The organism is Undibacterium sp. FW305-107, from assembly GCF_058788535.1.
Window position 1 is genome coordinate 1 of record NZ_JBYTAV010000023.1, and the last position, 21,293, is coordinate 21,293.

At 49.7% G+C, this 21,293-nt stretch carries 16 protein-coding genes; 12 read left to right on the forward strand and 4 right to left on the reverse strand.

Annotation, left to right across the window (positions count from 1 at the left end; genetic code table 11):
• Positions 1-811: 811 nt before the first annotated feature.
• Entirely contained in the window at positions 812-1,351 is a 540-nt protein-coding gene (locus AC3WQT_RS28725; RefSeq protein ID WP_492709425.1) for an acyloxyacyl hydrolase, read from the reverse strand.
• 147 nt (positions 1,352-1,498) lie between these two features.
• On the opposite strand from AC3WQT_RS28725, the gene AC3WQT_RS28730 reads away from it, so the two are divergent.
• The 3 genes from AC3WQT_RS28730 to AC3WQT_RS28740 all read left to right on the forward strand — a co-directional run bounded on the left by AC3WQT_RS28730 (position 1,499) and on the right by AC3WQT_RS28740 (position 6,747).
• Positions 1,499-2,416, forward strand: coding sequence for an NAD(P)-dependent oxidoreductase (locus AC3WQT_RS28730; RefSeq protein WP_492709427.1), 918 nt, complete (start codon positions 1,499-1,501; stop codon positions 2,414-2,416).
• Positions 2,417-2,638: 222 nt separating this feature from the next.
• A complete protein-coding gene (locus tag AC3WQT_RS28735; protein ID WP_492709429.1) occupies positions 2,639-4,753 on the forward strand; it encodes a molybdopterin-containing oxidoreductase family protein in 2,115 nt (704 codons plus the stop codon).
• Between the two features lie 317 nt (positions 4,754-5,070).
• On the forward strand, positions 5,071-6,747 hold the full coding sequence (locus tag AC3WQT_RS28740) for a long-chain-fatty-acid--CoA ligase (RefSeq protein ID WP_492709431.1): 1,677 nt from the start codon (positions 5,071-5,073) through the stop codon (positions 6,745-6,747).
• Positions 6,748-6,859: 112 nt separating this feature from the next.
• Here the strand turns inward: AC3WQT_RS28740 and AC3WQT_RS28745 are convergent, their stop codons facing one another.
• Together AC3WQT_RS28745 and AC3WQT_RS28750 are read right to left on the reverse strand one after the other, a co-directional pair.
• Complete coding sequence (locus AC3WQT_RS28745; RefSeq protein ID WP_492709433.1) at positions 6,860-8,437, reverse strand: alkaline phosphatase D family protein; 1,578 nt, start codon at positions 8,435-8,437, stop codon at positions 6,860-6,862.
• An 8-nt stretch (positions 8,438-8,445) separates the two neighbouring features.
• On the reverse strand, positions 8,446-8,865 hold the full coding sequence (locus AC3WQT_RS28750) for an acyl-CoA thioesterase (RefSeq protein ID WP_492709434.1): 420 nt from the start codon (positions 8,863-8,865) through the stop codon (positions 8,446-8,448).
• A 258-nt stretch (positions 8,866-9,123) separates the two neighbouring features.
• On the opposite strand from AC3WQT_RS28750, the gene AC3WQT_RS28755 reads away from it, so the two are divergent.
• Positions 9,124-10,704: a glycosyltransferase family protein gene (locus tag AC3WQT_RS28755; protein WP_492709436.1), complete on the forward strand. Its 1,581-nt coding sequence runs from the start codon at positions 9,124-9,126 to the stop codon at positions 10,702-10,704.
• Here the strand turns inward: AC3WQT_RS28755 and AC3WQT_RS28760 are convergent.
• Positions 10,679-11,377 (reverse strand): acetyltransferase, encoded by a 699-nt coding sequence (locus AC3WQT_RS28760; protein ID WP_492709437.1) that lies wholly within the window; start codon positions 11,375-11,377, stop codon positions 10,679-10,681. The genes AC3WQT_RS28755 and AC3WQT_RS28760 overlap by 26 nt on opposite strands.
• 342 nt (positions 11,378-11,719) lie before the next feature.
• On the opposite strand from AC3WQT_RS28760, the gene AC3WQT_RS28765 reads away from it, so the two are divergent.
• The 8 genes from AC3WQT_RS28765 to AC3WQT_RS28800 all read left to right on the forward strand — a co-directional run bounded on the left by AC3WQT_RS28765 (position 11,720) and on the right by AC3WQT_RS28800 (position 20,984).
• Positions 11,720-13,597: an ABCB family ABC transporter ATP-binding protein/permease gene (locus AC3WQT_RS28765; RefSeq protein WP_492709439.1), complete on the forward strand. Its 1,878-nt coding sequence runs from the start codon at positions 11,720-11,722 to the stop codon at positions 13,595-13,597.
• A gap of 2 nt (positions 13,598-13,599) precedes the next feature.
• Entirely contained in the window at positions 13,600-14,571 is a 972-nt protein-coding gene (locus tag AC3WQT_RS28770) for a LysR family transcriptional regulator (protein WP_492709441.1), read from the forward strand.
• 353 nt (positions 14,572-14,924) lie between these two features.
• Entirely contained in the window at positions 14,925-16,211 is a 1,287-nt protein-coding gene (locus AC3WQT_RS28775) for a Glu/Leu/Phe/Val family dehydrogenase (protein ID WP_422954481.1), read from the forward strand.
• A gap of 415 nt (positions 16,212-16,626) precedes the next feature.
• Positions 16,627-17,523 carry an amino acid ABC transporter substrate-binding protein gene (locus tag AC3WQT_RS28780; protein ID WP_492709443.1) on the forward strand — a complete coding sequence of 299 codons (897 nt, stop codon included), beginning with the start codon at positions 16,627-16,629 and terminating at the stop codon, positions 17,521-17,523.
• A gap of 203 nt (positions 17,524-17,726) precedes the next feature.
• Entirely contained in the window at positions 17,727-18,674 is a 948-nt protein-coding gene (locus tag AC3WQT_RS28785) for a transporter substrate-binding domain-containing protein (RefSeq protein WP_492709445.1), read from the forward strand.
• 119 nt (positions 18,675-18,793) lie between these two features.
• Entirely contained in the window at positions 18,794-19,546 is a 753-nt protein-coding gene (locus AC3WQT_RS28790; RefSeq protein ID WP_492709446.1) for an amino acid ABC transporter permease, read from the forward strand.
• Positions 19,547-19,548: 2 nt separating this feature from the next.
• The gene (locus tag AC3WQT_RS28795; RefSeq protein ID WP_492709448.1) at positions 19,549-20,238 is read left to right on the forward strand and encodes an amino acid ABC transporter permease; all 690 of its coding nucleotides are present in this window, start codon (positions 19,549-19,551) and stop codon (positions 20,236-20,238) included.
• A gap of 20 nt (positions 20,239-20,258) precedes the next feature.
• A complete protein-coding gene (locus AC3WQT_RS28800) occupies positions 20,259-20,984 on the forward strand; it encodes an amino acid ABC transporter ATP-binding protein (RefSeq protein ID WP_492709450.1) in 726 nt (241 codons plus the stop codon).
• Positions 20,985-21,293: the final 309 nt, after the last annotated feature.

Consider the following 21,293-nt stretch of genomic DNA (forward strand, 5'->3'; position numbering starts at 1 on the left):
AACGATTACGCGCCAATGATAGTGCTGCAACCAGTGTGAAAGTAGGTTATCGTCAGGCTTTTATTCCGCATACCCCCGCTTATTTGGTTAAGCGGGGGTTTTGCTTTTGGGTGAACGAAAAATACAAAAACTAAACAGAAATAACAGACAAAACAAGATCAAAAACTACGTCAAGACCTCTCAACACTGAGGCACAGAGACACAGAGCTCCACTGAGAAAGGCGAGAACGGCAAAAGAGCAGCAAAAACATGCGATCTTCTCTGTTTTTACTCTGTGACTCAGGCCCTTTGTATTCATTCTTGAAGCGCTGGTATCCCATTCATCTCAGTGGAATGCACCGTGTGCACCACCACCGTCTCATCGATCAAGCGCTCCCTTCTCACCGCACGGCCCGTCAAGCAACGACACCAGGCTACAGCCTAAGCTGGAGCGACGATAATCTGGCTAATTCTATTGTAATCAGGGTGGATAGCTAAGTGCTGGAGTAGTTCAAGTCTTTGCATCCAGGTACACACATTTCAACGATGAACCTTTAAATCGTCGCTCCTGCGCATGCAGGAGACTAACGGGCTGGCGCTCCAGCGGCTTTCGTGGATCAACAAAGAGGGTATCTGTCATCAGTATGTACAAACCACTGGTGAGAAAACAAAGCCGCATTAAGATATAAAGCGCTGATGTGCGATAGAAAATGCTGGAGTTGAACGATCATTGCTCCAAGCAGGTCTTGAAATGAGAGCACGAACTTATAGGCAATAAAAAAGGAGCTCGCGCTCCTTTTTTATTCAGCAAATACCAATTGCGTAAAGACGCTTAAAACGCGTACCCCGCCTTCAACACAGCAAAATTCACACCTGGATTCGGATGTTTAACACCACCATTTGAATAATGCTGGATCTTGAAACTCAAATCCCAGCCATCTTTGGTGACATAACCAACGCCGATATGATCACCGAACTGGAAATTGGTTGAGAACCGTCGGCCATTGTTGTCATAAATTTCTGACAGCATGTGCAAGCCTATGCCAGCTTCGCCGTAAAAACCTTTTTTGCTATCATTTTGAAAGCGGAAGACAGGAGTAACGCCTATATCTGCCAGGTTTTGTGTCCCGCCCTTGCCTTCGAAATTACTGCCACGCCATTGGGCGAGGGTATAGTCCCAGTAGCCACCGATGTGAGTGCCGTTTGAGGCAAACCATTTATTATCCCAGCTTGATTGCAAACCAAGGCGCAGCATCTTGGTTTTGTTACCAGTGGCAAATTCCAGCGAAGCGGAATCTATGGCGAATACAGATGAACTGGCGCACATGGCAGTGATGGCAATGGCGATTAAAGATGAAATACGCAGGCGCATAAAATGGGCTTTCAGGTGAAAATAAGAAATCAATAGGACATCAATATAAAACCACAGCCCCTATTGTAGCAATCTCTTGCAATACGCTCCTAAGAGCTAGCGTTTACAATTTAGTTCCGGCAATCATATCTGCATTAAAGGATCAGTGTGAAAACAGTATCTGAAACAACTATCGCTTTTCTCGGCACTGGTTTGATGGGAAAGCCCATGGCGCGCCGTTTGCTGACTACAGGCTATCCAGTGACAGCCTGGAACCGTACCCGTGCAAAAGCTGAAACACTAATGGCAGATGGCGGCATTGTGGCAGACACTGCCTTGCTGGCAGTCAGACAATCCAATGCGGATATCGTCATTACCATGCTGGAAGATGGCGATGCTGTGGCAGGCGTGATAGCACAAATTCTGCCAGCCTTGCGCGTGGGTAGCATCGTCATCGATATGAGCTCCATACAGCAATCGCAGGCGCAGGCGCTACATGCCTCGCTACAGAAACAGGGTGTGCATTTTATTGATGCACCGGTTTCCGGCGGCGTCATCGGTGCTGAAGCGGGCAGTTTGGCGATTATGGCGGGGGCGGATGAAGCAGTTTATCCAGAAGTGCTACAGGTATTGTCTGCCATGGGCAAGCCACAGCGCGTAGGCGGTCCAGGGACAGGGCAACTGGCCAAACTCTGTAATCAGTTGATAGTTGGCGCCACGATTAATATCGTTGCCGAAGCCTTGTTGCTGGCACAAGCTGGCGGGGCTGATCCCGCAGCGGTTCGCCAAGCCTTGCGAGGTGGCTTTGCAGAGAGCCGCATACTGGAAGTGCATGGTCAGCGCATGCTGGACAGAACCTTCATGCCTGGTGGACAGGTCAAAAGCCAGGCCAAGGATATGGAAAATATCCTGATCGCTGCGCAGCATGCAGGCGTGGATTTACCCATTACCAAACTGGTCACGGATGTCTACCGCAGCTTGTTGCGCGATTATCCGCATGCTGATCATTCTGCGGCGCTGCTGGCACTGGAGCATAAGAACCCCGGCAAGCGTCTGAGCGATAAGCAGGATGTGTTACCGGAGTAGAGGAATATCTGCTGATACGCAGAAAAACAGCATTTGTGTATCGGTAGCCATAACAGGCTCTGGCATAAGATAGATGTGAACAACAGGCCGTATCATGATCCGGCATATCATTTGTGCCAGGCAGCGTTGAATTGTTAGTCATGATGCTTGAGCTACAAATGCCGTCGCAAAAACAGTATCAAGCACAACCAGCATCAAGTAAATAATTGAATCAGGATTACTATGAGCAGCAATATCGTCAAAGCCGTATGCCCGCATGATTGCCCCGATACATGCGCCCTGCATGTGACAGTGGAAAATGGTATCGCCATAGCAGTCAAGGGTGACCCCGCACATCCGACAACAGCAGGTGTTTTGTGCACCAAGGTATCCCGGTATACAGAGCGCACTTACCACCCCGATCGTTTGCTGTATCCACAAAAGCGGATAGGCAAAAAGGGTGAGGGCAAGTTTGTCCGTATTACATGGGAAGAAGCGATTGCAAGCATCGCTGAAAAACTCAGGCCGCTGGCTACCAGTAATCCCCTGTCCATCCTGCCTTACAGTTACGCCGGCACCATGGGTCTGGTGCAGGGCGAGAGCATGGCGATGCGCTTCTTCAACAAGATTGGCGCTTCATTTCTGGACCGCACGATATGTGCGACAGCGGGCGGCGTCGGCTACAAATATACGGTAGGTACACGCGTAGGCGCAGACATAGAACATACTCAAAATGCCAAACTGATTATCATGTGGGGTGGTAACCCTATCGCCTCCAATCTGCATTTCTGGATGCGTGTGCAAGAAGCCAAACGCAATGGTGCGAAGCTGATTGCGATTGACCCTTACCGCTCATTGACAGCCGAAAAATGCCATCAGCATATCGCCTTGTTGCCAGGCACTGATTCGGCATTGGCGCTCGGTCTCATGCATGTCTTGATACGTGAAGATTTGCTGGATCATGACTACATTGCTGAGCATACTCTGGGTTTTGAACAATTACGTGAACGGGTTGCAGAATGGACGCCAGAGCGCGTTGCTGAGGTATGCGGTATCAGCGCCGATGAAGTCGTGCAACTCGCCAAAGAATACGGCGAATGCGGCAAGCGTGGTGAAGCCAGCATGATACGCATGAATTATGGCGTGCAAAGGGTGCATGGTGGCGGCATGGCAGTGCGCAATATCGCCTGTCTGCCAGCGCTGACAGGTGCATGGCGTCATGCTGCGGGCGGCACGCAATTGTCGATGTCGGACGCCTTTCCCAAGAATACTGCAGCCTTGCAAAGACCTGATTTATTTCCAGAAGGTTTCCCTCGCCGCACCATCAATATGAGCACCATAGGCGATGATTTACTGCGTGAAGCTTCGGCAGATTTTGGTCCCAAAGTCGGAGCGGTGATAGTCTATAACTCCAACCCTGTCGCTATCGCACCTGAATCTTCCAGGGTGGCGCAAGCCTTTGCGCGTGAAGACTTGTTCACGGTCGTGCTGGAACACTTCCAGACTGATACGGCAGATTATGCAGACATACTATTGCCAGCAACGACACAACTGGAACACACGGACATTCATAGTACCTATGGCCATCTGTACATGATGGCGAATAATCCTGCGATTACCCCTCTTGGTGAAGCCAAACCGAATACCGAAATTTTCCGTTTGATTGCCAGGGCTATGGGTTTTGATGATGCCTGTTTTACAGACAGCGATGACGATATCGCCGCATTGGCCTTTAATAAAAATCATGCGCATGCCGTGCATTTTGACTGGTCTTCATTAAAGAAAACCGGCTGGGCCAAACTGAAGGTGGCAGACGCACCGTTTGCCAACGGAGGCTTTGGCACGCCATCTGGTAAATGCGAGTTTTATAGCGAGACCATGAAGCGCGATGGGCTCGATCCCTTGCCCACTTACATCGCACCTTATGAATCAGTGGCATCGAATGCGGAACTGGCAGCGCGTTATCCACTGGCCATGATTTCTCCACCAGCGCGCAATTTTTTGAATTCCACTTTCGTCAATGTGCAAAGCCTGCGTGATACAGAAGGTGAGCCGCATCTGGACATACATCCGCAAGATGCCGGCAGCCGCCATATTGTGCACGGCGACAAGTTGAGAATATTCAACGACAGGGGCAGTTTTGAAGCCATCGCCCGTGTCTCAGACAAAGCCAGGCCTGGCCTGGTGGTGGGTTTGTCGATCTGGTGGAAAAAACTTGCGGATGACCACAAGAATGCCAACGAAGTTACCAGCCAGCGTCTGACCGACATGGGCGGCGGCCCTACTTTCTACGATTTGCTGGTGCAAGTTGAGAAATGCATGCCAGCGCCAACTGCCAGATCAATTACGGCAGCCTGACTAAACATCACTTGATTCTTACAAAAAATCAGCCTGTCGCATTTGTGACAGGCTGGTGTTGTTGCATGTCAAAAGCAGGCTAAATTATTCAAGCAGGATTTATTGCATTGCGGTATTTCCCTAGAGGATGCTTTCAAGTAAGCTTTAAATCGCTTGCTTTAGCCGAACTTAGCCGATAGCATCGAAACTAGGAAACCCATGCCTTTCAGGCTTGTCTTTGTGCCATCAAACGTTGCGTGATGATGTGTGATGCGATGTGCAAGGCAAAGTGTGCGAGGCAGAGGCAAAAAACAACAATCACAGGAGACGGAGAAGATATGGATAAAATTTGGCTGAAGAACTATCCTGCAGGCGTACCGGCAGAAATTGATATCAATCAGTATCAATCCCTGGTGCAGATGCTGGAAGAATCATTTCAGAAGTACGCGGCCCGTGATGCCTATGCTTGTATGGACAAGCGCATTACCTATGGTCAGTTGGATACGATGTCCCGGCAACTGGCAGGCTGGCTGCAAGCCAAGGGATTAAAAAAAGGTGCACGCGTTGCCATCATGATGCCAAATGTATTGCAATATCCTGTCGTCATGGCTGCGGTTTTGCGTGCAGGTTACACGGTGGTTAACGTCAACCCTCTGTACACGCCGCGTGAGCTTGAGCATCAACTCAAGGATTCTGGTGCAGAAGCCATTTTCATCCTGGAAAACTTTGCCACCACGCTGGAGCAAGTACTCAGCAAGACAGCGATCAAGCACATCATTGTTGCCAACATGGGTGAAATGCTGGGTGGCTTGAAAGGCGCCATCGTCAATTTTGTCGTGCGCCACGTCAAAAAAATGGTGCCGGCATTTTCTTTGCCGAACGCCATCCGTTTTAATAAAGTGATGTCTGAAGCTGCGGGTGCAAACTTTACGCCCGTGGCAACTACGCATGATGATGTCGCTTTCCTGCAGTACACGGGTGGTACCACCGGTGTCTCCAAAGGCGCGACTTTGTCACACAAAAATGTGGTCGCCAATATCCTGCAAAACGATGCCTGGCTGTCACCCAGCATGGCTGGTCATATGGATGAGCAGAAAGTCATTGTCTGTGCTTTGCCGCTGTACCACATCTTTGCGCTGACGGTCTGCAGCCTGCTCGGCACTCGCATAGGTGCCCTGAACTTGCTGATCCCCAATCCGCGTGATATCCCCGGTTTTATCAAGGAACTGGGCAAGTACAGAGTGAATATTTTCCCTGCGGTGAACACTTTGTATAACGGTTTGCTGAACAATGCCAACTTTGCTGCGCTGGATTTCTCTGGTTATGAAATTTGTAGCGGCGGTGGTATGGCCGTGCAAAAAGCCGTGGCTGATAAATGGCTGGCGACCACAGGTTGCGCGATTGCCGAAGGCTATGGTTTGTCGGAAACTTCACCTGTCGCAACGGCCAATCCGGCAGATACCAAGGTATTTTCCGGCACCATAGGCATGCCTATCCCTTCAACGGAAATAGCCATCCTGGATGATGACGGCAAGCCAGTCGCTTTGGGTGAACGCGGTGAAATCGCCATTCGTGGCCCGCAAGTGATGGTTGGTTACTGGAACCGTCCTGAAGAAACGGCCAAGGTCATGACAGGCGATGGCTTCTTCAAGACCGGTGACATTGGTATCATGGATGAGCGTGGCTATACCAAGATCGTCGACCGCAAGAAAGACATGATCCTGGTATCCGGTTTCAATGTCTATCCCAATGAAATTGAAGAAGTCATTGTCATGCATCCTGGTGTACTTGAATGTGCCTGCATCGGTGTTCCAGATGCCAACTCTGGTGAAGCAGTGAAATTGTTTGTGGTACGTAAAGATCCTTCGCTGACAGTTGATCAACTCATGGATTATTGCAAGGAACAATTTACGGCTTACAAAAAACCAAAGTACATCGAGTTCCGTACCGATTTGCCTAAGACTAATGTAGGCAAGATTTTGCGCCGCGAACTGCGTGATGAAAAGAAAGCGTAAGCTCTCTGTTCAATAATAAAAAAGGAAGGCGATGCCTTCCTTTTTTATTGCATATGCATTGTGTATTTTCGGCGATAATAATTAGAACGCACTCCTATTTATGAAATGAGTTCTAAGCTACGACCACACCAGGCCTGCCATCTTCCACGACAAAACTTCTGAGTGTAGCAATACCAGAATCTACTTTTGCCACGTCATCCAACGCCAGGAAATGTGTCTGTATCCTGGTTTGCGAAAGATCCAGCAACATGAAACCGCGCTTGTCGCTACGACCGTATTTGATATGCGGATTTTGTGCCACATACTGATCGGTACGTTCTTGCGGGCGTGAACTTGATGTCACCGAAGTACCGCAAAATTCTGTTGCTAAAATCGGGTTGCTGGCAGATGCCTTGCTGTAAAAATCGCGCTTCAGGTTGGCAGCATAAAAAGTATGGACATCGCCAGAAATCACGACTGGATTGGCAGGCTTGTGTTTTTGCAAGTCTTCCATCAGGCGTTGTCTGGCGACAGGATAACCATCCCAGCCATCAGTCCAGAACTTGCCATCACCATCTTGATTGACGGCGGTCTGGCTGGATTGCGCCATCAAGGTTTGTTGGCTCAGGATGTTCCACTTTGCATTTGAATTGGCAAAGCCGCGTGCCAGCCATCTTTCTTGCTCCATGCCCAGCATGCTGCGGCCGGGGTCCAATCGGTCACTGCATTCAGCATTGCTGACAGAATTCGAGCCACCACGGCCAGGCTTGGGGCAAACCTGATGCGAACGGTATTGCCGGCTGTCGAGTACGTGGAAACGTGCCAGTCTGCCCCAGTCATAACGGTCATAGATACGCATATTGACGAAGTCAGTATGGCTGGCATGCAGGCGCACCGGCATATGTTCATAAAACGCCTGATAAGCAGCAGCCCGGCGCAAGAGAAAGTTCACGTCCAGCCGCTCATCCCTGTCATTACCGTAATCATTGGCGATCTCATGATCGTCCCAGGTCACTATCCATGGTGCCGCATGATGAGCCGCCTGCAATTGCGGATCTGTCTTGTATTGCGCATAACGGGCACGGTAGTCAGCCAGGCTGAAGCTTTCTATCTCACGGTTGCGTGGCTTGCCGGGGTGGCGCAAATCGTAAGGACCCCACTCATAAATATAATCACCTAAAAATGCCACCAGATCCGGATTGGCAGCGGCAATATGTCTGTGGGCTGCGTATTCACCAAACTCCCAATGCTGGCAAGAGGCCACCGCCAGACGCAAGTTGACATTCAGCGCATCGGCGGCTGGTGCAGTATGGGTGCGACCTGTCGGGCTGACTGCATCACCCAGCATGAAGCGGTACCAGTACCAGCGGTCAGGTAACAAACCAGTGACATCCACATGCACGCTGTGAGCCAGCTCGGGCAGAGCATGGGTTTCACCCTTGTTGACTATGCGGCTAAATTGCTCATCTTCTGCCATTTCCCAACGCAGTTTATAGGGCACCGCAGGCAGGGCAGATGCATTCAGGGGTTCGGGCAACAAGCGCGTCCACAAGACCACGCTGTCATGCCGGGGTGAGCCGGAAGCAACACCCAGACTGAAAGGATAGACACTGCTGCGTTCAGCAGCAAATCCGGGAAAAGCCTGGGCAAGTGCAGCAAAAGTAGTGAATTGCAGGGACTGTTGTAAAAACGAACGACGTGATAACTTCATAAAAATGCTCAGCTCACCTTGGTAATTTCTTCCAGTGGTGGAATCTGACGCGGTTTGCGGTCATTGCCAGTGGCGACATAAGTCAGCGTCGCTTCAGTGACTTTGACGGTCGACGCCTGCAGGCGATTACGTTCGGCATACACTTCCACCGATACCGTGATTGAGGTATTACCTACCTTGACGACTTCTGCATAAAACGACAACAGGTCACCTACAAACACAGGTTGTTTGAACAGGAAAGAGTTTACCGCGATGGTCGCAACCCGGCCATTCGCACGGCGTGCCGCCGGGATGGCACCGGCAATATCAACCTGGGACATGATCCAGCCGCCAAATACATCGCCATGGACATTCGCATCAGCTGGCATGGGCATGACCCTCAAGGTGGGCATATGTGCTGGCAGTCCGTTAGATATTTGTTCAGTCATAATGATTTTGAATAAGTCGATGAGAAGTCGGAGGATGAGACAAATCTTAAACCAGATTTCATGTGGACTGAGTAAAGCAAGTGGCTTGCCAGCGACTGACAGAGTGATATATTGTAAAGTTGATGCCAATGTAATAATTTCGTGGACTAAAATGCACTGTGCAGACCAGGCGAGCGAAAATATTTCACTTCAGGATCAAGAAAAAACTTCAAAAGCTTTAAAAGCTTCTCTTGTGGCAGGACAAACAAAGAACAGGTAATGGAAGTTAAACACGAAGAATTAAGATTGCTCGATGATGCAGTCATGCGCACGGTAGCCAATCCGACGGCCAGCCACTGCTGGCATCAGATGGTGGATTTGATGCGCCGTCAGGCCACGCCGGCATTAACGCTGCAGCTAGAGCAGTTTTTGCTGGCGAATGTCACCGCTACTGGCTTGCCTGGCTTTTATCGTGCCACCTTCCTTGACATGCTGACAGGCAGACCAGAATATCTGCAACAGGCTGGGCAACTAGTACTGACTCTGCAGCCTTATGATGCAGACCGGCTTGTCACCTTCCTGCAATACGGCTGGCAAAGGGTTTTGCTCGATACGCCAGGACGTCAGGCGTTTCAGCAGCGCTTGCAAGAACTGGCCCTGCCGGCGATTACCACCAGCCTGAATCTGTGGATATGGCAGCAGGTGCAGCCTGCGCAAGTGTTAAAAAAACGTCTCATTAGCGGGGTACGCAAGGTTGCGCTGATTGCACCATTTGTGAGCAATATCAAACATCCGCCCACGCTGATGGCTTTGCAGCAGGCAGAAAACCTGCGCCAGCTCGGCTATGAAGTCGTGCTGTATTCAGCGCAAGAAATGCTGGGGCCAGATTTTAAACATTATCTGGGCAGCCATTCCTATACACCAGAGCCACAGTTTGTGACCGCAGGCTGGGATAAATACCTTGGGCAGGGTGGGCAAGTGATGACCGGAGATACGCGTTTTTCGCTCGTACAAAGATGGAAGAGCCTGCTGGGACAAATCGCCCTGTTTGATCCTGATCTGGTGATGTTTGTTGGTCTGTATGCCGGCCTGGCGGCAGCGACTTATCCAGCGCGCCCCGTGCTCAGCCTAGGCATCAATTCCCTGTCACCCATGTTGCCTGCCGACGTATGGCTGACAGCGCAGCAGGAACTGGATGGCTTGCAGGCCTCGCAATGGACCGCGGCTTTTCCGGCCAGCCAGGCTTACTATCATTCCTATCGTGTGCAAAGACCGGAAATCAAACCCGGACATACACGAGCATCTTTGGGGCTGGCACCAGACAAGCTGATACTGGTCACCCTGGTCAGCGAGAGTGAAGCCAGGATCAAGGGGGACTGGGCAGCCACCATGTTGCAAGTGTTGAATCAACATCCCGATGTTCTGTGGCTCATCGTCGGCGGTAGTGGTGTCATACCATCCGCACTAAAGGTAGCCAGAGCGGGGCAAGTGCAGTGCCTTGCTTTCTGTGCAGATGCTGTTAAATACCTGACTTGCAGCGATATCTATATCAATCCACCCATGATGGGTGGCGGTTTTGCGGTGGCTGAAGCGATGGCATTGGCTTTGCCCGCACTCAGTTTGCAGGGATCAGATGGTGGCGACAAACTGGGCAGTGCGGCGCAGGCAAGCTTGCAGGATTATTTCCAGACCCTGATGCTGTGGTTGCATAATCCCGGTGCCAGAAGAACTGCGGGCCTCGCCATGCAACAGCATTTTGATAATTACCTGGATTTGAATAAGGCAGCCGCCAGCCTGCAAGGCGCTTGCGAGCTGGCGGTGGCGCGCTTTAATCTCAGGATGGCAACACAGACTTCTTGAACCTGGCCGGATTTCCCACCATTAGTGCACCTGCTTGAATATCACTGATCACCACGGCACCTGCGCCGATGAACGCATGGTCACCTATGTGCAGGCGCTCAATCAGTGTGGCCCCAATGGCGATGGTAACGCTATGACCTATACGCGACAGACCGCCGACATTGCTGCCCGGCTGTACCCGCGAAAAAGCGCCGATATGCGTATCATGCCCTATCGTTACACCGCGATTGACGAACACATGGCGCCCCAATGTTGCTCCCGGGCCGATGACGCTATTGGCACCGACAAATACACCAGGTGACAGTTTTGCCAGCGGTGATACATAGGCTCGTGGATGGATCAGGGTATGGAATTCCAGCCCACTATCTGGACCATGGCCGGAATAGCGCTGCTGTATTTCTTGTTCCAGCACGCTACGGGCGGGGGTGGTCGGCCCCAGCAGATATAGCTCGTCATCTGCAGGCTGGAAATTAGCCAATTCGATGACTTCTGGTGCAGCACCGCAGGCAGCCCATTCCGCAATGCGGTCTTGCAGGCTGATATCACGCTCGCCTAGTGTTTCAGGCAGATGTAAAACTATCTTTGAAACCGTCAGGTCATTCGCCAGTGCACAATCAAATAAATCAGACAAAATATTGCTGCTGCCAAAAATAACCAGTTTGTTCTTTTTCATATTTCATACCTTATTGGCAAGCACCGTTTTACATTTTGCAATGACTTAGTCAGTCTGGAAAAGCAAAACACAAATAAGCAAAACGCAAATTGTACGATAACCCAATAGACAAAGTCCGCAATCATCAGTTTGTTGTGTGCCGGTGCGTGTCTGAATATGCGGCTACCGATGGACATCTGATTTATAGCCTATAATTTTCTTTATGCAGTTTTTGCATGATGTGTTGTTCTCTCAGTTGCCTTCTTGGTATGGAAGGCGATTTTGTTGAATTGCCAATGTACGTCAGTGCTGATATTGCCAGGACTGACAAGCCCATTCAACCTTCATACGAGTACCTCTTTAATGCGACGCCGAGAATCCGTTCGTAATCCCTCTTCCTCTGCTACGGCCAGCAACCCTGGTCAGCGTGGCGACTGGTCCACCGTCAAAACACTGTTACCCTATCTGTGGGCGTATAAGTGGCGCGTTTTGCTGGCGTTGACTTTCCTGGTATCTGCCAAACTCGCCAACGTCGGCGTGCCCATGGTCTTGAAAAACCTGGTGGACAGCATGACTATCAGCCCCACACATCCGGCGGCTGTCATGGTCTTGCCAGTGAGTTTGCTGATTGCTTACGGTGCGCTGCGCTTGTCGACCACCTTGTTCACAGAATTGCGCGAGTTCGTGTTTGCCAAAGTCACACAACGGGCAGTGCGTACCATTGCCTTGCAAGTGTTCCGTCACTTGCATGCCCTGTCTTTGCGTTTCCACCTGAACCGGCAAACCGGTGGTGTTACGCGAGATATAGAGCGTGGGACGCGGGCGATCTCATCCCTGATTTCTTATGCCTTGTTCAGCATCATCCCTACCTTGCTGGAAATCACCCTGGTCCTGATTTACCTGAGTACACATTACGACAAATGGTTTAGCCTGATTACCGCGACTGCACTCGTGACGTATATCGTGTTCACCATTGTCGTGACTGAATGGCGCACGCATTTCCGGCGTACCATGAATGAACTTGATTCCAAGGCGCATACCAAGGCCATTGATTCACTGCTCAACTATGAAACGGTGAAGTATTTTGGTAATGAAGAATACGAAGCTCAGCGTTATGATGTGGGCTTGCAAAGCTTTGAAACTGCCGCCGTCAAATCGCAGAGCAGCCTGTTTTTGCTCAATACCGGACAGTCGATGATCATCGCTACTGCAGTGACATTGATCCTGTGGCGCGCTACGCAAGGTGTGATTGACGGCACCATGAGTCTGGGTGATCTGGTATTGGTGAATGCCTTCATGATACAACTGTATATCCCTTTGAATTTTCTGGGTGTCCTGTACCGTGAAATCAAGCAGAGCCTGGCCGATATGGAAAGGCTGTTTTCCCTGCTCGACCAGAACCGTGAAGTGGCCGACGATGCTGATGCGCAAGCCCTGCAGGTACATCACAGGAATGGTGCAGAAATCCGCTTCCAGCATGTGAATTTCAGCTATGAAGAAAAGCGCCAGATTTTGTTTGATGTAGACTTTACTATCGCCCCTGGCACGACTACCGCAGTGGTAGGACACAGTGGTTCTGGCAAGTCGACTTTATCGCGTTTGCTGTTCCGTTTTTATGACATCCAGTCGGGTCATATTTCCATCGATGGGCAGGATTTGCGCGACGTGACGCAATCATCAGTGAGGGCAGCAATAGGCATAGTCCCGCAAGACACGGTGCTGTTCAATGACACCATAGAATACAACATTGCCTATGGCAAGCCGGGCGCGAGTAAAGAAGAGATTATCGCGGTGGCCAAGGCTGCCTATATCCATGATTTTATCGAGTCGCTACCAGACGGATATGACAGTATGGTTGGTGAGCGGGGCTTGAAATTATCCGGTGGTGAAAAGCAGCGTGTAGCGATAGCCCGTACCCTGCTCAAGAATCCGTCCATCCTGATTTTCGATGAGGCCACATCGGCGCTTGATTCGCAGGCCGAGCAATTGATACAGGCACAGTTGAAAGACATCGCCCGCAGCCGTACCAGCCTGGTGATTGCGCACAGATTGTCGACCATCGTCGATGCGCAACAGATACTTGTGATGGACAAAGGCCACATCATAGAACGTGGTACCCATCATGATTTGTTGGTCTTGCATGGTGCCTATGCGCGCATGTGGGAGAGACAGCAAAGCAAGAAAAAAGACCTGGCTGAAGATGATGATGAAGCCGATGAAATTGAATTGGTGAGCGCCTAAACATGGAAACCAAATGGCTGGAAGATTTTGTATCGCTGGCAGAGACCAATAGTTTTAGTCGCTCTGCAGAATTGCGCCATGTTACGCAACCGGCTTTCTCACGCCGCATACAATCGCTGGAAGCCTGGCTGGGCAGTGACCTGATCGACCGTACTTCTTACCCCACGCGTCTGACGCATGCCGGTGAAGTTTTTTACGAGCAGGCAATTGCCATGCTTGGGCAAATCAATAATGCCCGTGCGCTGTTGCGCGGCAAGCGCACCACCACGCAGACCACAGTGGATTTTGCTGTGCCACATACGCTGTCGCTGACCTATGTGCCACGCTGGCTGACCAGCCTGGATCAGGCATTTGGAGAGATCAACAGCCGCCTGCTGGCACTCAATGTGCATGATGCCGTCATGACCCTGGTAGAAGGTGGATGTGACCTTTTGCTGTGCTATCACCATCCTCGTCAGCCGCTCTTACTCGACAGCAGTCAGTACGACATGATCAGCATGGGCACTGAGACGCTGCGTGCCTATACCCGCTGCGACAAACACGGTGTGCCAGACCTGTTGTTGCCGGGGACTGAGAAAGAACCACTTCCTTTCCTGGCCTATGCAAATAATGCCTATCTGGGACGCATGGTGGATCTGATTTTGAATGACACGCGCCTGCCTCTGCATCTTGAAAAATGCTATGAAACCGATATGGCAGAAGGCTTGAAGATGATGGCGCTGGAAGGCCGTGGCATCGCTTTTTTGCCCGAGTCCGCCGTGACCCGCGAAGTCAAGCAAAAACAACTGGCCCGGGCTGATGCCGGCAGCAATGCCTGGGAAGTGAATATGGAAATCCGCCTGTACCGCGAACGCCCTTCGATACAAAGACCGGGCAAGACCATCGTCTCGCGTCTGTGGGAATATCTGGAGCAATTGCAGACAGAGGAAAGTCAGGGAAAAAACCGCTCGGGGAAAAATCGACGCGGCAGTTGAGCAACAGAATTGAGTGTCAGCACGAATTTGTTAAATTGAAAACATCAGAGCAAAGCAAGGAGGCAGGTCGGGACATAAGCGACACATGAGCTGGACATAACATAAGGCCAATTCCATGGTTATGCATTTCATGCATAGATACATGCAAACAAAGCATTGGCTGATCTCAAAGCGAAAAGACTACTATGCGTCTACTTTCAGCGCGGGTGAAAGACCTGTCTGAAAATAGGAGGTTGTTGCAAAATTAAGATGGCTGGGCGCCCCCGGCAAGGCGACTCAACAACGCCAGGTTAATTTTGCAACGGCCTCCAAGATTTGCAAACCAGTTCAAACCAAATTCAAGAGGTCATATAATGTCCACCCAGCACCAGATACCGTCTTATCTTACCCCGACTGAGACCGGTCCTTGGTCAGTTTACCTTGAGCAAATTGATCGCGTTACTCCTTACCTTGGCCATTTGTCACGCTGGGTAGAAACCCTGAAACGCCCTAAGCGTATTCTCATTGTTGACGTGCCTATCGAGCGTGATGACGGCAGCATTTCCCATTTTGAAGGTTACCGTGTACAGCACAACACCTCCCGCGGCCCAGGCAAGGGTGGTGTGCGTTTCCATCAGGATGTGACGCTGTCAGAAGTGATGGCCTTGTCTGCCTGGATGACGATCAAGAACTCTGCAGTGAACGTACCTTACGGTGGCGCCAAAGGTGGTATCCGTGTCGATCCAAAAACGCTGTCGCGTGGCGAACTGATGCGCATGACCCGTCGCTATACCTCTGAAATTGGCATTATCATTGGCCCGGATAAGGACATTCCGGCACCGGACGTGAACACCAATGAGCAAACCATGGCATGGATGATGGATACCTATTCCATGAACGAAGGCCGTACCGCTACTGGCGTAGTCACCGGCAAACCTATCTCCCTCGGTGGTAGTCTGGGTCGTCGTGAGGCGACTGGCCGTGGTGTATTCGTGGTCGGTAGCGAAGCTGCTGCCAAGCGTGGCCTGAGCATTGCCGGCGCAAAAATTGCCGTGCAAGGTTTTGGTAACGTAGGTGGTATTGCCGCCCGTCTGTTTGCAGAAGCGGGTGCCAAGATCGTTGCTGTGCAAGATCACGGCGGCACGATCTTCCATTCAAATGGTTTTGATGTCAACAAACTGCTGGACCATGTGGCAGCCAAGGGTAGTGTTGCTGGTTTCGAAGGTATAGAGGCAGTTTTGCCAAATGATGAGTTCTGGTCGGTTAACTGCGATATTATGATCCCGGCAGCATTGGAACAGCAAATCACCTTGAAAAATGCTGACCAGATCCGTGCCAAAATCATACTCGAAGGCGCGAATGGCCCGACTACGCCAGAAGCTGACGATATTCTGCGCGACAAAGGCGTATTAGTGGTACCAGACGTAATCGCCAACGCCGGTGGTGTAACTGTGTCTTATTTTGAATGGGTACAGGATTTCTCCAGCTATTTCTGGTCTGAAGATGAAATCAACCAGCGTCTGACCCGTATCATGAAGGAAGCCTTTAATTCTGTATGGCAGGTGACAGAAGACAAGAATGTCTCCTTGCGTACAGCAGCATTTATCATCGGTTGCTCCAGAGTGTTGCAGGCACGTGAAGTTCGTGGTCTGTACCCATAATCTGGAATTGAAAAAAGCTATTGATCACCTATGCTGATAGGTGATCAATGAAGTGAATGAAATGAGACCGCTGGTACTGCTGCGACACGAATATGGTTCAGGTACGAACCATATTCGTGTCGCATATGACGTTTCTTCAGCTTTGCAGCTTGATTTACAGCTTAAGACAGCAAGCCGCCTGGTGGACAGTGAGTGCAGGCAGCGCTCTTGAACTGTATCAGTGTCATCAAGTCTTAGTTTTATCAGACTAAGCTCCAGAATGAGTATGGAACAATAATTGCATACTTGTTTTTAAAATCTTTGCAAGAGTGAATTGTAAAATATACTGAATAATATTTTGTTAAATGTGAATTTTTCTGTTGAATTTTGTTAGGCTTTATCATTACCATCCTGAATTAAGTTCAAAGGGGATCATATGAAAGTTTCGAAATGGATAGTAAAGGCTGGCTTGCCCTGTGCGCTAGTCCTGTGCTCCTCGCTTTCATTAGCCGCGGATACCCTGACACGCATCAAAGAGACGCAAACGGTGACCATCGCGCACCGTGAGGCGTCTTTTCCATTTTCTTACCTGAATGATGATAAGAAGCCCATCGGCTATTCCATGGACATTTGTCTGAAACTGGTCGATGCAATCAAAAAAGAACTCAAGCTGCCACAGCTCAATGTGAACTATGCCCTGGTGACGGGCAGCACCCGCATTCCTGCCATCGCTGAGGGCAAGGCTGACATGGAATGTGGTTCAACCACCAATAATGCCGAACGCCGCAAGCAGGTTGCTTTCACCATCCCGCATTTCTTTGCGACTGCAAAAATGATCGTCCGTGCCGATTCAGGCATTAAGAACTGGACTGACCTCAAGGGTAAAAAAGTGGTGACCTCCAAGGGCACAACGACCGTCAAGCTATTGAATGACCGCGACAAGGTCAGGGGCCTGGATTTGAAATTGCTCGAAGGCAGCGACCATAATGAATCCTTTGGCATGGTAGAAAGCGGTAAGGCGGATGCTTTTACCGTCGATGATGTGCTCTTGTATGGACAGCGCGCCAACGCCAAAGACCCCAGCAAGTTCGTTGTCGTGGGTGATTCACTGTCTACCGAACCATATGCCATCATGCTGCGCAAGGATGATCCTGCATTCAAAAATCTGCTGGACCGTGAAATGGCGCGCCTCATGAATGATGGCGAAGTCACCAAGCTGTATGACAAATGGTTCCGCAAGCCCGTGCCCCCAAAAGGAGCAAACCTGAATATGCCCATGAATTTCCTGCTGCGTGACAACATTCGCTTCCCGACAGACAAGGTTGCGGATTAGCGGGCACTGTCTTTGCTTGATAGCTTGAATGAAGGCTGTATATTGATGCAGTTTGTATCGTTTGAAGGATGATGTTTTGTCTAAATTTTTAGCAGCATATAAGTAGTAATACGTATTAAACCGACTGAAAAAAACGGTAATTTGCCGAGGGTTTTTGTTAAACTCAAAGCCATGATTTTTTGATTTAACTTTTTGGAGACAGTATGAAATTTTCGAAATTGTTGGTAGGTCTGATTGGTGCAGGTCTGATCGCCGGTGTAGCACAGGCGCAAGAAACCGGGACATTGAAAAAAATCAAAGACACAGGAACCATCACCCTGGGTGTGCGTGATTCTTCCAACCCTTTTTCCTACCTGGATGATAAACAGTCTTATCAGGGTTATTCCATCGACTTGTGCCTGAAAATTGTGACAGCAGTGCAAAAGCAATTGGGTTTGACTTCCCTGAATGTCAAAATGAATCCGGTGACTTCTGCTACCCGCATCCCTTTGATGGCGAATGGTACGATCGATCTGGAATGTGGTTCTACAACCAATAACGTTGAGCGTCAAAAACAGGTGGCATTCGCGCCTACTACTTTTGTTACGGCCAACCGTATTTTGTCGAAAAAATCTTCTGGTATCAAAACCCTCGCGGATTTGAAGGGCAAAGCCGTGGTATCCACTTCTGGTACTTCCAACCTGAAGCAGTTGACACAGTTGAATGCAGACCAGAATCTGGGCATCAATATTTTGCCAGCCAAAGATCATGCAGAGGCTTTCCTGATGGTGGAAACGGGCCGTGCAGTGGCATGGGTGATGGATGATATTCTGTTGGCTTCTCAAGTATCCAACTCAAAAAATCCAGCTGACTATGAAATCAGCAAGGAAGCATTGTCGGTAGAGCCGTACGGCATCATGTTGCGTAAAGATGACGCTCCTTTCAAGAAAGTGGTTGATACAGCGATTGGCAATGTGCTGACTTCTGGTGACGTTAACCGCATCTACCACAAATGGTTTATGCAACCTATCCCACCTAAAGGTATTGCTTTGAACTGGCCTATGTCTGACCAACTCAAGGTAGTGGCCGCCAAGCCTACTGATTCAGGTGAACCTTCTGCTTATGCTGCTGTTCCTGAGGCTCAAAAAGCCGTATTGAACAAGAAAAAATAATACTTAGCAAGGCAAAGTAGTCCGATAAAACGGGGGGATGCACCTCCCGTTTTCTTTTGCAAGACAATGTACTTGCGATCTTGCCAAGGCGGACTGAAAGCGCTGTACAGGAGGAGAATATGAATTACAACTGGAATTGGAATATCTTTTGGGACATTGCGCCCGATGGAACGGGAACCTATCTGGAATCCCTGATCGCCGGTCTGAAATGGACACTGGCGACAGCAGGTTTGGGTTGGGTGATTGCTTTGGTATTGGGCCTGGTGATAGGGACACTGCGCACAGCACCAAATAAATGGGTAGTCAAGCTGGCAAATGGCTATGTGGAATTATTCAGGAATATTCCACTGATCGTGCAAATGTTTCTTTGGTACTTTGTCTTCCCTGAAGTCTTGCCTGAAGCCTGGGGTACGGCACTCAAGCAACTGCCAAATGCACCTTTCGTCACTGCTGTATTGAGCCTGGGATTTTTCACCTCGGCGCGGGTAGCGGTACAGGTATCGACTGGTATCAATGCCTTGCCACGCGGTCAGAGGATGGCAGGAACAGCGTTGGGTTTGACACTGCCACAAACTTACCGCTATGTGCTTTTGCCCATGGCATTTCGCATCATCATCCCCTCACTGACCAATGAAGTGGCGGCGATCATCAAAAACAGCTCGGTGGCCCTGTCCATAGGCTTGATTGAACTGACAGCCAGCGCGCGTTCCATGCAAGAGTTTTCTTTTCAGACTTTTGAAGCATACGGTGCTGCCACCATCATCTATCTGATTGTGTCAGTGATTGCGATCATCATGTCGAATTTGCTGGAAAAGAAACTGCGCGTACCAGGTTTCATCACATCTGGTTCAGCTAATAGTGGAGGGCACTAAGCATGGGTAATTTTGATTTTGATGTGATCCAGCGCTCCTGGGTGTACCTTTTCCAGACGGGCATGGTGTTCACACTGAAGCTGACTTTCCTGGCAATGACTGGTGGCATCATCATTGGTACTTTGCTGGCAATGATGCGTTTGTCGAGTAACAAGGCAATTAACTTCGTTGCGACGGCCTACGTTAACCTGATGCGCTCCGTACCATTGGTATTGGTGATCTTCTGGTTTTACTTCCTGGTGCCTTATATTGGTGCCTGGATTTTAGGGTCGAAAGAACCTGTGCAGGTTGGTGCCTTCTCTTCTTGCCTGATTACCTTTGTCATGTTTGAAGCGGCTTATTACTGCGAAATCATGCGTTCCGGCATACAGTCCATCCCTCGTGGCCAGATCTGGGCTGGTTATGCCATGGGCATGAATTACTGGCAAACCATGGGCCATATTGTCTTGCCACAGGCTTTCCGCAATATGATTCCCATATTGCTGACGCAGACCATAGTCTTGTTTCAAGACGTGTCGCTGGTATCGATTTTGTCCATTGCCGACTTTTTCGGCTCTGCCGCCAAAGTTGCGCAACGTGACAGTCGTCTGGTGGAAATGTATACCTTCGCAGCAGTTGTTTACTTCATCATGTGCTTCGGCTTGTCCGCGCTCGTGAAAAAGTTGCAAGCAAAAGTGGCGATCATACGTTAAGAATATTGTGGAGATTTGAAATGATTAAATTGAATAATGTCAGTAAATGGTATGGTCAGTTCCAGGTCCTGACTGACTGCACTACTGAAGTGTCCAAGGGTGAAGTCGTGGTCGTGTGCGGCCCTTCCGGTTCGGGTAAATCTACTCTGATCAAGACGGTTAATGGTCTGGAGCCTTTCCAGAAAGGTGATATCACGGTAGAAGGTGTTTCTGTCGGTGATCCCAAAACCAATCTGTCCAAGCTGCGCGCACGCATAGGCATGGTATTCCAGAACTTTGAGTTGTTCCCGCATCTGTCTATCCGTCAAAATCTGACTATCGGCCAGGTCAAAGTGCTGGGACGTTCAGAAGAAGAAGCGACTGAACGTGGCCTCAAATATCTGGATCGCGTCGGCCTGATTGCCCAGAAAGACAAGTTCCCTGGTCAGTTGTCCGGTGGGCAGCAGCAGCGTGTGGCAATTGCTCGTGCCTTGTCCATGGACCCGATCGCCATGTTGTTCGATGAACCTACTTCTGCGCTTGATCCTGAAATGATCAATGAAGTATTGGACGTCATGGTAGGCCTGGCACAAGAAGGCATGACCATGATGGTGGTAACGCACGAAATGGGCTTTGCCAAAAAAGTGGCAAACCGCATCGTCTTCATGGATAAAGGTGCGATCGTTGAGGATTGTTCTAAAGATGAATTCTTTGAAAATGCCAGATCAGAGCGCGCCCGTGATTTCCTGAAGAAAATCATTCATTGATGTTTTTTCAGGGCAACACGCCCTAGTTTGCAAAACAGCCCTGATTGTCAGGGCTGTTTTTGTTTTAAGGCGTGATTTTTTGGGAAACTCAAAGAATTGTGATTCACATCACAGGTAAAAAGATACTGACATGCTAATCTTCATTCGCTAAAAAATGCACTGACAGATAGTTATTTGATTATTTCATTTTTTGTATTATTTGTATTAATAACAAATTAGACAGGACACTACGCAATGGCCAACACAGCAGCAGACATCCAAAAGCTTTACATCGCCTACTTCAACCGTCCAGCGGACCCAAATGGTCTG